8 protein-coding genes and 4 pseudogenes are annotated in these 11,738 nt (G+C 59.1%); 8 read left to right on the top strand and 4 right to left on the bottom strand.

All coding sequences use genetic code 11. The annotated features are described in order from the left end of the window. Positions 1-509 precede the first annotated feature (509 nt). A protein-coding gene (locus BO1_RS46695; protein ID WP_156992797.1) for an IS3 family transposase occupies positions 510-1,690 on the bottom strand; the annotation gives its coding sequence in 2 pieces (ribosomal slippage) (positions 510-1,438 and positions 1,438-1,690; 1,182 coding nt in all). Between the two features lie 437 nt (positions 1,691-2,127). Between BO1_RS46695 and BO1_RS46685 the strand changes: the two genes are divergently transcribed. Beyond that, complete coding sequence (locus BO1_RS46685; protein ID WP_028223450.1) at positions 2,128-2,562, top strand: L-aspartate oxidase; 435 nt, start codon at positions 2,128-2,130, stop codon at positions 2,560-2,562. 164 nt (positions 2,563-2,726) lie between these two features. Continuing rightward, positions 2,727-2,870 (top strand): annotated as a pseudogene (locus BO1_RS58635) (IS5/IS1182 family transposase); the annotation flags it as partial. An 8-nt stretch (positions 2,871-2,878) separates the two neighbouring features. On the opposite strand, the pseudogene BO1_RS46675 reads toward BO1_RS58635, so the two are convergent. Then, a pseudogene (locus tag BO1_RS46675) lies at positions 2,879-3,271 on the bottom strand (IS4 family transposase); the annotation flags it as partial. A gap of 309 nt (positions 3,272-3,580) precedes the next feature. On the opposite strand from BO1_RS46675, the gene BO1_RS59995 reads away from it, so the two are divergent. After that, positions 3,581-3,754 (top strand): hypothetical protein, encoded by a 174-nt coding sequence (locus tag BO1_RS59995; protein WP_156992795.1) that lies wholly within the window; start codon positions 3,581-3,583, stop codon positions 3,752-3,754. Then, positions 3,735-5,786: a recombinase family protein gene (locus BO1_RS46665; protein ID WP_028223448.1), complete on the top strand. Its 2,052-nt coding sequence runs from the start codon at positions 3,735-3,737 to the stop codon at positions 5,784-5,786. Before BO1_RS59995 ends, BO1_RS46665 begins: the two co-directional genes overlap by 20 nt. A gap of 31 nt (positions 5,787-5,817) precedes the next feature. Here BO1_RS46665 and BO1_RS55725 read toward each other — a convergent pair. After that, positions 5,818-6,747, bottom strand: a pseudogene (locus BO1_RS55725) (IS4 family transposase); the annotation flags it as partial. A 95-nt stretch (positions 6,748-6,842) separates the two neighbouring features. Between BO1_RS55725 and BO1_RS55720 the strand changes: the two are divergent. From BO1_RS55720 to BO1_RS62230, 4 genes and pseudogenes are all read left to right on the top strand, one after another. Then, entirely contained in the window at positions 6,843-7,907 is a 1,065-nt protein-coding gene (locus tag BO1_RS55720) for a mandelate racemase/muconate lactonizing enzyme family protein (protein ID WP_043289100.1), read from the top strand. Between the two features lie 23 nt (positions 7,908-7,930). Then, positions 7,931-8,776 (top strand): amidohydrolase family protein, encoded by an 846-nt coding sequence (locus BO1_RS46650; protein WP_028223447.1) that lies wholly within the window; start codon positions 7,931-7,933, stop codon positions 8,774-8,776. Between the two features lie 254 nt (positions 8,777-9,030). Next, positions 9,031-9,346: pseudogene (locus BO1_RS61665) on the top strand (Lrp/AsnC family transcriptional regulator); the annotation flags it as partial. Then, positions 9,329-9,595 (top strand): nucleotide-binding domain-containing protein, encoded by a 267-nt coding sequence (locus BO1_RS62230; RefSeq protein ID WP_407670097.1) that lies wholly within the window; start codon positions 9,329-9,331, stop codon positions 9,593-9,595. The pseudogene BO1_RS61665 and the gene BO1_RS62230, both read left to right, overlap by 18 nt. Positions 9,596-10,535: 940 nt before the next feature. Here BO1_RS62230 and BO1_RS60505 read toward each other — a convergent pair. Next, a partial coding sequence (locus tag BO1_RS60505; protein WP_167338453.1) for a hypothetical protein occupies positions 10,536-11,738 on the bottom strand: 1,203 nt, incomplete at its 5' end.

The raw sequence follows: 11,738 nt of genomic DNA, 5'->3' as shown, positions 1-11,738 counted from the left end.
ATTCCGCGCAAGGATACTTCATCGGCAGGCCAGTGCCGGCTGCCGCCATTGAACCCTACGCAACGATGCACTTGCCTGCACTGGCCACTTTGTCGTCTGGGCGGCGACAATTATCACGACCGGCCGTGCTGCTTGACGCTGTCTATGCGAGGCTCGTGGGGCCGGACGTTGACCCCTACGAAGGGATTGCGCCTTGTCAGGACGTCATCGATGTTGATCGCCTCCGGCTCACACTCGGCTTGCCATTAAAAACGCTTCGTGCTTCGCTGATCAGGCAAAGGGAACTGCGAAGTTGTAAAGGTGTATTTCGCTACTGTCGACGCTGCCTGTCGCGGGGGTATCACACTGTCGTACACCAGTTCGAAGGAGTGGATCGGTGTCCAGCACATCGCTGCCCGCTCGAAGCGGTGTGTCAGCGGTGTGGCTGTGAGGCTCCCTATCGGGTGAACGTGCAGCTCCTGGAGGCGCCATGAGGTTCCCTCGGTTTTTCGCCTTCCAGAGGCCTCTGGCTATGCAGCCGCATCCTTGGTCTGCTGAGCTTTCATCCAGTTTTGCAGGAACTGAACCGGTGATACGAAGCCGAGCGACGAATGACGACGACTGCGGTTATAAAACACTTCGATGTACTCGAACAGGTCCGCCATCGCTTCCTGATGGGTACGGTACCGCGTAGCATGCACGCGTTCGTTCTTCAGACTGTTGAAGAAGCTCTCCGTCGGGGCATTGTCCCAACAATTTCCTTTACGGCTCATCGAGCAGCGCATGCCGTATTGCACCAGCTTGCGCTGGAAGTCGTCGCTGGCATATTGGCTACCCCTGTCCGAGTGATGCAACGCGCCGGGCTCGGGCCGGCGTCTGAACCATGCCATCGTCAGCGCGTCGGTCACGATGTCAGCCGTCATGCGCGGCTTGATCGACCAGCCGACGATCTCCCGGTTGAACAGGTCCAGCACGATTGCAAGATACAGCCAGCCCTCATCGGTCCAGATGTACGTGATGTCCGACGTAAAGACCTGATTCGGCGCCGTCGGCGTGAAGTTGCGCGCCAGCAGATTCTCCGCGACCGGCAGCTTGTGTTTCGAGTCCGTCGTAACGCGGTAACGGCGCTTGTGACGGGCGCGGATGCCATGGTCGCGCATGAGCCGCTCAACCCGCTCTTTGCTGGCAGGAAAGCCGCGAGCGCGAATCTCCTCGGTCATCCGTGGCGACCCATAAGCGCCCTTGACCTCGGCGTGGACAGCCCGAATCAAGGCGAGCAGTTGGGCATCAGTGAGGCGCTTGCGCTCAGGCGTACCGCCGCGCTTCCACGCCCGATAGCCATTCAGACTGACCGACAGGACCCCACACAGCGCCGACAGCGGATAGTGCCGGCGATGCGAATCAATCCAGGCGTACTTCACAGGAGGTCCTTCGCGAAGAACGCCGCCGCTTTTTTTGCGATTTCAAGTTCCATCTGCAGACGTTTGTTCTCGGCCCGCAGGCGCGAGAGCTCCATCTGCTCCGGCGTGACAACCTTTGTCCCCGCGCCATTGAGCGTGCCTGCCTCATCGGCCTTGACCCAGTTGCGCAGCGACTGGTGTGAAATTCCCAGTTCACGAGCGACGTCCCGCGCGCTTTGCCCGTCCTTCACTCGCTGTACCGCGAGCGTCCTGAACTCAGCGGTGTATGCCTGCTTTGGTATTTTGAACATCGATTCTTTCCTTCCTTCGGGTCGAGTTTACACACGACCTGCTGGAAGGCGAAATTTCGGGGGAAGCTCACCATACCGGTGTGGAAATTGTCTGATGCCCTACACCCGACCTTACTGGTTGCCGAATTGTGCACGGCCGATGATACCGGAGCATCGCAAGGCATTCACCCGTCGTTATTTTGAGCGATGCTGGGGTTAGACGGCGAAACGTCAGCAGTCGATCGGTGGCTCCAGTCGTTTTTCAATCGGATTGACACTTCGCGTGTGGACAAGAGGTGTCAACTTTAATTCGCTCGTCTCAATCCATTGATTGTGTGAGATTCCTGGTATCGACCAGATTGACTAGCGTTGGGTTGACGAATTTATTCCGCAAGAGGTGACAAACTTATTTTTTTCTACGCCGGGCGGGCCTCGCCGCGGCTGAACGCGCGAAAAAGATGACGCACCGCGCGACTACCGGGGCCTTGCACGACAACCGCACGGTCGCCACGCAATTCCGCCGAAAGGGCAGGCACACGCTGGACGAACTGAAAGCACGGATTCAGCAGTGTGCAAACCGGTATTTGCTGATCGTGCGCGAGGAAGCCGGGCTTCAGACTTTCAGGCGGGTCTGCAGGGAGACGCGAGACCAGTTGTTTCAGGACACGGTGATCGGCACGCCGGCTGAGCTCATGCGGGGCATCGAATTGGCGAACTTGATCCAGGTCGGCGAATTGATGGCTTCGGCATCGCTTGCCAGGCGTGAGAGTCGCGGCGGTCACTACCGCGAAGACTTTCCTGAGCGCAACCCGGACTTCGCCAGCAACATATTCCTCGAGCGGAACGTGCCTGAAGGTCTGTGGTTCGGGCGGCTGGCGGATCTGCCGTCGTAAGTCGGTAGCCGAGCTGGGCTACCGAACGCGTCGAGCCGCGCAAATCTCTTCAGGTGACTGGGTTGCGTATGCCGCTTGCGTGAGACTGCGAGCGGCCCAGACTGTGTCAAAACGCAATTTAGTAATGCTAAAATTACTCATCCGATATCGGGAGGATGAGCAAGATGAAACGGTTCGTTCAAGGCGACAATCGTACGCAAAGCTTTCTCCTCCCAGAAGCGCTTGATGACTACGTGACGGACACGAATCCCGTGCGCGTAGTGGATGTCTTTGTGGATGAGCTTGACCTTCATAAGCTGGGGTTTGAAGCATGTCGTTATACAGAAGTGTCGGCGTCACCGTCTTCGCGCAATAGGCGCATGGTTTCCGCGGCGATATGAACTTTCGTGAGTCCCTTCCAAATCGTCTCGGCGCCGGGTTCGCCGTCGCTCTTGCGAGCGAGGAAACCACCGAGGTGTGCGACCAAGCGCAATATCTCGTTGAGCGTGGGTTGCGCAGATCGAGGTGTTTTCGTGAGCAAGTACGCAGCCCGGATTTCATCGGGATCGAAGAACAGACGCGCGTCCAAATCAGGACAGGTTCGACCCAGCCGCATCAGGTGTGTCACGCGCCAAGCCACCACAAGAAACAGCGCCAATGCGCGCTCGAGTCGTTCAATCGAGCCCAACTGCAACTCTTCGACCTGACAGCCGTTCTTCAGAACGTTGAACAAGGGTACGTCATTCTGCCCATCAACATCTCTCGCATGACATCGTAGTGCGCTACAGCTTTCACCCCCTTGTGGGTGAGCGTCTCGCGGTGGTGCGGCTGCATTACGTCAACGATGAGCCCTGCTACGTCATCCGGCGCTCTAATGGCACGACGGTGTCCGTCCCCGCGTGGATGACCGAGCTTGCGGCCGCCAATGTGCGAGTCGTCGAGCAATCGCGCTTGTCCATTGCAGCGCTACTGGAGCTTCGCCGTTGTGTATCGACGTTCTTATCCTTACGGGATAGCGCAAGCCCAATAGGAGAACTCGATGCCGCCCCGCCCGATGGTACAGATAGCGCTGTTCGAAGACGCCAGCGCAGTCCCCTTGCCGACACTACCGCAGGACGTTCAGCTCCAGCTGCAGCAGCAGATGGTGCAGTGGATGCGGGCCATTGCCTTGGCGATCAACCAGGGGGAAGACGATGAACAAGATCACCGCTGAACATCTGTCGCGGCTAGCCTGTGTATACGTCCGCCAATCGACGCAGGACCAGGTGCAGAACAACCTCGAGAGCCAACGCCGGCAATATGCGCTGGTTGAGCGCGCCCGGCAATTGGGGTGGGAGCGCGTGGAGGTCATCGACGACGATCTCGGCCGCTCCGGTTCAGGCACGCTGCGCCCGGGCTTCGAACGGTTGCTGGGCTTGCTTTGCGATGGCGAGGTCGGCGCGGTTCTAAGCATCGAAGCGTCGCGCCTGGCACGCAACGGGCGAGACTGGCACACGCTGCTGGAGTTCTGCAGCGTTGTGGGGGCGTTGCTCATCGATGCAGAAGGCGTCTATGATCCCGTGCAGATGAATGACCGGCTGCTGCTCGGCATGAAAGGCACGATCAGCGAGATGGAACTGGCCAGCTTCCGGCAGCGAGCGCACGAAGCGATGAAGCAGAAGGCTAAACGCGGAGAGCTTTACATGCATGTGCCCATCGGCTACGTACGCACCGTCGACGATCGCCTCGAGAAGGATCCCGACGAGCGCGTTCGCGCGGCCATCGACCTGGTGTTTCGCAAATTCGCCGAACTCGGCAGCGCCAGACGCGTGTATTTCTGGCTGGGCGAGCAAGATATCGAGATGCCGGCTGTGACGAGCGCCGGCAGCGCAGAGCGCCACGAGTGGAAGGCCCCGCGCTACCACAGCGTGCTGAGCCTGCTGCACAATCCGATCTACGCGGGTGCCTATACACATGGTCGCAGCAAGACCAGCGTGCGCATTGAGGATGGGCGCAAACGTGCCGTGCGTACCCACCAACACAGGCCCGAGGATTGGGCGGTGCTGATTCGCGATCATCACGAGGGCTACATCGACTGGGACGTGTACTGCGCCAACCGGGAGTTGATGGCCCACAACACAAACGGACATGGCAGTGCGGTGCGCGGCTCAATCAGGAGCGGCAGCGCGTTATTATCAGGACTACTGCGCTGTGGGCATTGTGGGGCCAAGCTTAGCGTGAACTATCCCGGCCCGACCAGCATCCGCTATCAATGCACCACACATATCCTCAGCCGTGATCACGCCTGCTGTGTCATGTTCGGCGGCCTCGGCGCGGATCAACTGGTGGCTGAGCAAGTGCTGCGCTGCCTGCAACCGCTGGGACTGCAGGCGGCGGTGCAGGCCATCGAGCAGTTGCAAAGCGTCGACGACGAGCGGCTCGCCCAGAAGCGCCTGGCGCTGCAGCGTGCTCGCTACGAAGTCAACCGTGCACAACGCCAATACGATGCCGTGGACCCCGCCAACCGTCTTGTTGCCGGGTCGTTGGAGAAGCGTTGGAACGATGCATTGGCCGCACAATCGCGGCTGGAGGAAGAGGTCGCCGAGTTGATGCGACAGCGCCCCGATGCACTCAGCGATGAGACCAGGCAAGCCCTCATGGCGTTGGCCGAGGATATACCACGCCTGTGGGAGCACCCCGACACGACGCCCGATGTCAGGAAGCGTATCGTGCGAACCGTGATCAAAGAGATCGTCGTGACCTATGATGGCGACTCGGTGCGCTTCATTGTGCATTGGCAAGGCGGCGATCACACGGAGCTGAGTCTGAAGAAGACGCCTATCGGTGCGCATCGTTACGTCACGAGCGCAGAGACGATCGAGTTGATCACCTCGCTGGCCCGCATGCAGCCCGATGAACGTATTGCAGCGACCATCAATCGACTTGGACACCGTACGGCGCATGGGCAAACATGGACAGCTGCGCGAGTGTGTTCGATCCGCAAGGGTCATAGTATTGCCGCCTACCGAGAGGGCGAGCGCCAAGAGCGCGGCGAGTTGACCGTTGACGAAGCGGCGACCGCGCTCAACGTCACACACACCACCGTGCTGCGGCTAATTCACCAGAAGGAGCTGTCGGCCAAGCAAGTCTGTCGCAATGCGCCGTGGACCATTCACCAAGCCGATCTCGATGAATTTCTCGCCGTCCGGACCGAGCAAGGCCCGTCAACGCACGTCGCGGGCCAGTTGGGCCTTGATATTCAATGACATACGAAGGAGTGCATTATGGAAGGCCGTCGAACAGGATCTCGATTTCCCATCTGGCCCGATACCACTCGATCAATTCGGTCGCTTCATCCAGCGTGCTCGCTACGCGGTTGGTCAGCAAGCGCCATTCGATCGGTTTGACGCCGGCAGGCGCGTCAAACTCGCGCGCGACCAGGCACGTTGCAGCGATGCTTTTCCCCTCGCTTGCGGGCAACTGCACGCGCTGCAGCCACAGGCGCTGGTGAACCGTTCGGGCTTTCACACCCTGGCGCGCGGCCATCGGGAAGGCGATTTCGCCCACCGCTTCGCCGCACGTCGCGCGCTCCCACAGTTTGTCGCCCTCGGGCAAGCTGCGGTTGTGCGAGGCACGTACCAGCCAGTCGGCCGGGTTGCCCAGCTCATCGGCGCGTTCCATCAGCGCCATCAGATCCGCTTCGCGGTCGGCCACATACACCAGACGGGTCGATGGCATATCCGGCGCCATCTCGGCGATGCGCTCGTAGCCTTCGATCCAACGCAAACTTTCCTTCGGACCGCCACGCTGGCCCGAGTCGTCCTTCTTCTCGCGGGCCCACATCCAGGCATCCAGGATGCCCAACGGTTCGCGCTGCGGCGTTACCGCATAGGTCGGGTGAACAAACATCCCGCGCTGCGCCTCATACGTCAGCGGCCCCAAGCCGAGCGCATCCTGACCGTTGAAATCAAGCTCAGTGGTGTCTTGAAGACAGAGCACGACCTGATGCGCCTGCATTCGCTTTTGCGTCTGCTGCCAGTGCGGCTCCAGAATCGCATGCCATTGGACCTTCTCGTTATCGAAGAAGCGATATGCCGCTATCGTTTCGCCCCAACCTTGGCATGCCTGCGGCACGCTGGCCGTCGGGTCGGCCGCCATCCTTTCCATCAAAAGCCTCGCTCGCTTGTTCAGGCGCGCGTCGCCAAGGTCCAGTTGCTCGAATTCCATTTGCGTCCAGGGCGTCGATTCGGTGACCAAGGCGTCCGCTCAAAAGCGGAGAGTAAACGCGAAACGCCGATAGTTTACAAGCGCGTCGCTATGTCATTGAAAGTAAACGGCCTTTCTCGCCGCCGCAGAACAGCGGCCACGTTGTGTATAACGACATGGTCTTAGTGAGGGTAATCACGACAGAAGGGATGGTCGGCATCGCGGAGGCACCCGTGAGGCAGCAGATTTACGGGGAAACGCACCAGTCGATCGTAGCGGCAATTCAAGATTTCCTTTCGCCGATGTTAATTGGAATGGACGTCTTTGAGATGGAAGCGATTCATGCTGCGATGGATATCATGCCGGCGAACAACACCGCCAAGGCTGCGATAGACATAGCGCTTCATGATCTCATCGGAAAGAAACTGGGTATGCCGCTCTGGCGATTACTTGGTGGATACAGCGAAAAGCCTGTCCAAGTTTCTTGGATGGTCGCCGTGAAGGATGCGTCTGCGATGGCCGATGAGTGTGCTCGCATGCAAGCAGAGCACGGAATAAACGCTTTCAAAATAAAATCGGGAATCGACCCGGAAGCGGATTTCGAAAACTTCTCCGCCATTCGAAACTCCGTCGGAGACAAGGCCACTCTCTATATCGACGGCAACCAGGGATATACGCTTGGAGAAGTCGTCGAGACTGTCCAAAGACTGGCGCCGCTTGGTCTGGCGTGGGTCGAGGAGCCGTGCAAGGTTTCGCACCAAGCGCAAAGAAAGCAGGTTGCAAAATCATTGCCCGTCCCAGTTCTGGGGGACGAAAGCTGCTTCACTCCCGAAGATGTCTGCCGTGAGCTGGCGGCGGAAACCGTCGGGATCGTGTCGGTCAAGGTGGCGCGCACGGGCTTCTACAAGTCGCGCAAGATTATTAACCTGTGCGAGCAGGCGGGCATTCCGTGTCTTATCGGCAGTCAGGGGGACTCGTCCATAGGTGCAGCCGCAGCTCTCCATCTTGCAGCTGCGTACCGCAACATTGTCCCCCCGGCTGAGGTTTCATATCACCTGCGCATGACAGACGAGGTATTGAAGAAACCACTTGGCGTGAAAGACGGTGCAATCCAAATCCCCGATGGACCAGGTCTCGGCATTGAAATTGACGAGGCCGTGTTTCAGCGGGTTAAGCGATGAACGCACGCGAAGGGGGAGAAAAGATGTTGATCATCGATTCTCAGGTCCATATCTGGGGCGAAAATACGGTGCAGCGCCCGTGGCCTGATCGCGGGCCGCCGGGGCGCGAAACTCCACTGGGCAAGGACGAACTCCTTGGCGAGATGGATCAAGCGGGCGTCGATTCTGTGGTGATAGTGCCACCATTCTGGGAGGGGGATCGCAATGACCTGGCGCTGGCTGCCGCTCAGGTACATCCCGACCGATTTGCCGTAATGGGTCGCCTCAACCCGGAGAACCTGGCGTTGAGGGGGCGCGTTAAGCGCTGGCGCGAAGAGCCGGGAATGCTGGGCTTGCGCTGCTCGTTCCACGCGCCGTCAGTTCGCCCTTGGTTGATAGAAGGGCATATGGATTGGGTTTGGAGGGAGGCCGAGGAAGGAGCGGTGCCGATCTACCTGTATCTCAACACCGAAGACCTTGATCATGTTGACCGCATTGCGCAGCGACATCCTGGCCTGCGGCTCGCACTTGATCATCTTTGCCTGCCGATTGACAAGAAGGACGACGAGGCATTCGCCAATCTAGATAAGGTGCTGGAACTGGCCAAGCAGCCAAATATCGCCGTCAAGGCGAGCTGGATGCCGAACTTCTCCACTCAGCCCTATCCATACCGCAACTTGTTCGGATATCTTCGGCAGGTGATAGACGCGTTTGGTCCTCAGCGCACGTTCTGGGGCAGCGAGTTTTCGTGCCTGAAAAGAGTGAGCTACCGCGACTGCGTTACCATGTTTGCAGAGCAAATGTCCTGGCTCAGTGCCGAAGATCTGGCTTGGATAATGGGCAAAGGCTTATCACGTTGGCTCGGGTGGAATCCGCGCGCCGCGCTCTGACGTCCGTCTTGTCCCCGGGGTGCTCAGTCCCCGCTCGTTCATGGCGGCTGAGCCAGGCAATTGGGCGATGCAATCAAGATTGGCCGGCCTCAGTGCCCGGCGCGCCACGCCGGCGTAGGCGTGGCAAATGTGAAGAAATCACCGATAATCCTGGCAGATTGCGACGGGGAGTATGCATTTTGCTCACGTGGCATGGCGAAAGCCCGTGCTCCACGGCATATTCGCGGCTCCGAGTCTCAGCCAGGAACATCCACATGATCAACCTCGACGACGCCGACCGACAGCTCATAGCGCTGCTGCGCGACAACGCCCGAACTCCAGTCGTCACACTGGCGCAAACAGTTGCGAGTGGCGCGGGCGACTGTCCAGAATCGGATTGCTCGGCTCGAGGAAAACGGCGTGATCGTAGGCTATACGGTGCGGCTGAAGCCTTAGGCGGAGAAGCGCCGCATTCGCGCGCTAATGTCGATCGCAGTCGAGGGCAACCGCGCGGCGGATGTCGTGAAGGCGCTACGCGGCTATCCAAACGTGGCGACAACCCATAGCACTAGTGTGCGTTGGGATCTAGTTGAATGCGCTTTGGCCAAACGGAAAGATGGCACGCCATACGGTACGTATAGTAGCGGAGCAAGCATGCTGCCGAAGGGGATTCATCTGCGGTTCAAACTGAAGCAAACGTCGGTGTTGCCGCCTTTCCAAATTCGGTGGACTGTCGAAAATGAAGGAGACGAAGCGCGAGACGCGAGCCAGATGACCTGGACCAAAACCATGTCCGCTGGCGAGCCTCTGTGGACGTCCACTTCCTGGTTATTTGAATGACGCCGCATATAGACGGCCTCGATCCATCAATGCTGAAGGACTTCACGATGCTGCCGTTGTCGCGAGTCACCCAGCGTCATAAGATGGGTTCAATTGCGCCTCGCAGGTCTCACCGAGAAAAAGCCAATGCTAACTCCGCATGAAATCGCAACGCTCCTCGTTTCAGTTAGTAATCCAGACTGTATTGACGTCAGAAGCCCTCACATGTGTGCACTAGAATCCAAAGGATCCTTTTATGTGTGGACCGAAGAGTCCGTGCCTGTCCCGAAGTGCAGGTTATGAGGCCAGGGAGGATCATCGTTACCCGCTTGCGCACCAATCCTGAGAAAAGTCCGCGCCAATAGGAAGGGTTGGTTCACCACGTTCGGTTCGGGTGACGGTTGTACCGGTCGAACGATTAGAACTATGTCTGACTGCATGAAATTTTCGCATGTTGCGCTCGTCACACGCGGTCGTTGGACCCGGTGCGGCAATTCTCAGACAATCGCGCGTCGTCGTATTGCTGTTCAGCGGCCTCGTTCTTGTTCAGAGCCGGCCACTCATAGTGCCTGTGCCTACGGCCGACGTAAGTAAGCGGCGCGACCAGGAGTGCCGGCTTTCCTGAGAGGCGCGTTAATTTTACATAATTAAGATGATCGCATTTTATGCAGGAGTCCATATAAAATCTTCAGGGCTGTTTGGCGTCGAAGTGGGCTTCAAATCGCCCGCAATTGACTTGATTGGCTGACTGCTGAACGGGTAGGAGAGGGCCAACGAACATTGCGCCAGCCACCACGCCTTGCACAGTCGCCCTTTTCCGGCCAACGCGGTCGGTCATCTCCAACGCTTTCCCCGCCTGTCTTTTGCTGTCCGGTGACGCTAGAGGTCTCGCGGCGTCGTTTCTCTTTGCAACCACAGCCACACGCTCGCGCGTCGCTTCAAACTGTCGACCAGTAGCCGCTTATCCGACGACCAGATCGGCCTCGCGCAGTAGCGCCACAATGGTGCGCTCGGGGGCATGAAGCCGGCGCATCAGGTCCTGCACGAAGGTCGCTACCGATACTGCAGGATGGCCATCCTCAAAATATTCGAGGAGCCGTTGGACCTGGTTGGCTGGAATCTCCAGCCGCACACGCTGGGAGCAGACGCGCAGGCCGCTGACACTCAACCTCGCATCTGGATTCCACCGCAACGGCGAGCGCTCGTCGGAACGCGGCTCTGGCAGCACGTGGAATTGCTGGTCGGGCAGTTCCGTCAGATAGCCCTGCGCGGTGAGCGCCCGGAAATACTGTTGGACCGCGACCTTTTCCGCATCCTCGAACGCCGGAACGATTCTGTAGCGCATGTAAAGCCAGTCAAGCACCGTCAGCATCGTGAAGTCTCTGGTGCTTGCGCCTTCTGCGGCGGGACGCACGAACTTGCCAAAGATGTCTGCCTGCCAGATTCGGGGATCGACACAAAACGAGCCCTTTCCGGTCACGTCAACGTCGACGGCATCCGGCCAGCGCGCGCATGGCTCGCCAAGCTGTCGCTCGAGGGCGCGGAGCTTCTCCGCGACAGGCAGTTGCCGATAAGCTGCATCGGCCGCGAGCCCGCCGGCTTGCATCCATGGCGTGACGGCGACAGGCACCGACAGCTTCGCCGCAGGCCTTTCGACCTCGCCGAAGAGCAGCGCCACTTCGGCCGGCTGCCGCTGCGGCGGCACATGACATTCCCGATTGCCGATCGCCGGGTGCCACAGCCAAATCTTGTTCGTTAGCCCATGCAGCACGACTTCCCGGAGATCACCAATGCCCAGAACTTCGCCCGGTTTCGGGATCGAGATTTCAAGCGCAGCGTAGCCAAGGGCACGGACAGTCGATCGGGTCGTTGCGTTGTACAACGACTTGATGGCGATCTGGATGATCAGCGGTCCGGCCAGTGTCTCGGCAAAGAAATCGACCGGGATTCCATCCACTTTGGCGAACACCGACGCCTCGCCCCACGCTTCAATCATGCTGCGCTTGCCATGTCCCTTACGGTTCTGTGTCAGCGCAGGAGCGGTGACGAACCGGCTCTCAGCAAGCAGTTGTAACGCCGCCGCGTGCAGTGCGTGCAGCGTGCCAAGCTCGCAGGCAACAGGACCCACGTGCTGGAAGTAGGCCTGAGAAGCGTTTTGACGGCA

It is taken from the genome of Paraburkholderia oxyphila NBRC 105797, from assembly GCF_000685075.1.
Taxonomy (GTDB): Bacteria; Pseudomonadota; Gammaproteobacteria; order Burkholderiales; family Burkholderiaceae; genus Paraburkholderia; species Paraburkholderia oxyphila.
The sequence above is the reverse complement of the archived record's forward strand: the minus strand, read 5'-3'. Positions and strand labels throughout refer to the sequence as shown.

Bases quoted from the DNA above. Each gene is read 5' to 3' on its own strand.
- BO1_RS46650 (WP_028223447.1), top strand. From the start codon at position 7,931: ATGTTGATCATCGATTCTCAGGTCCATATCTGGGGCGAAAATACGGTG.
- BO1_RS46665 (WP_028223448.1), top strand. From the start codon at position 3,735: ATGAACAAGATCACCGCTGAACATCTGTCGCGGCTAGCCTGTGTATAC.
- BO1_RS46685 (WP_028223450.1), top strand. From the start codon at position 2,128: ATGACGCACCGCGCGACTACCGGGGCCTTGCACGACAACCGCACGGTC.
- BO1_RS59995 (WP_156992795.1), top strand. From the start codon at position 3,581: ATGCCGCCCCGCCCGATGGTACAGATAGCGCTGTTCGAAGACGCCAGC.